The sequence below is a fragment of the Microbacterium sp. CCH5-D1 genome (assembly GCF_001557335.1).
Lineage (GTDB): Bacteria > Actinomycetota > Actinomycetes > Actinomycetales > Microbacteriaceae > Microbacterium > Microbacterium oxydans.
Map to the genome: position 1 here is coordinate 1 of NZ_LSJW01000189.1, position 234 is coordinate 234.

At 72.2% G+C, this 234-nt stretch carries 1 protein-coding gene; it reads left to right on the top strand.

Annotation, left to right across the window (positions count from 1 at the left end; genetic code table 11):
• Positions 1 to 234 (top strand): hypothetical protein (locus tag AX744_RS20715; protein WP_197429221.1); only part of this gene is annotated, 234 nt, incomplete at both ends.

Here is a 234-nt window from a genome sequence, read left to right on the forward strand (position 1 = left end):
GTCTGGCACGACGACAACCCCGAGCTCGGCGTGCTCATCGGGTTCCTGCCCGCGCTGCCGCCGGCGTTCCAGCAGGTCATCCTCGCCGACGACCCCACTCCGCTCGACGTCGCCGACCGGCTGCAGCGGTTCAGCGGCGCGCTGCGCTTCCCCTACCGCAAGACCCCCTCGAGCACCGGCCTGGATCTCGCGTTCGCGCTGCACCCCCGCACCGAGCGTGAGCGCCTCTTCGAG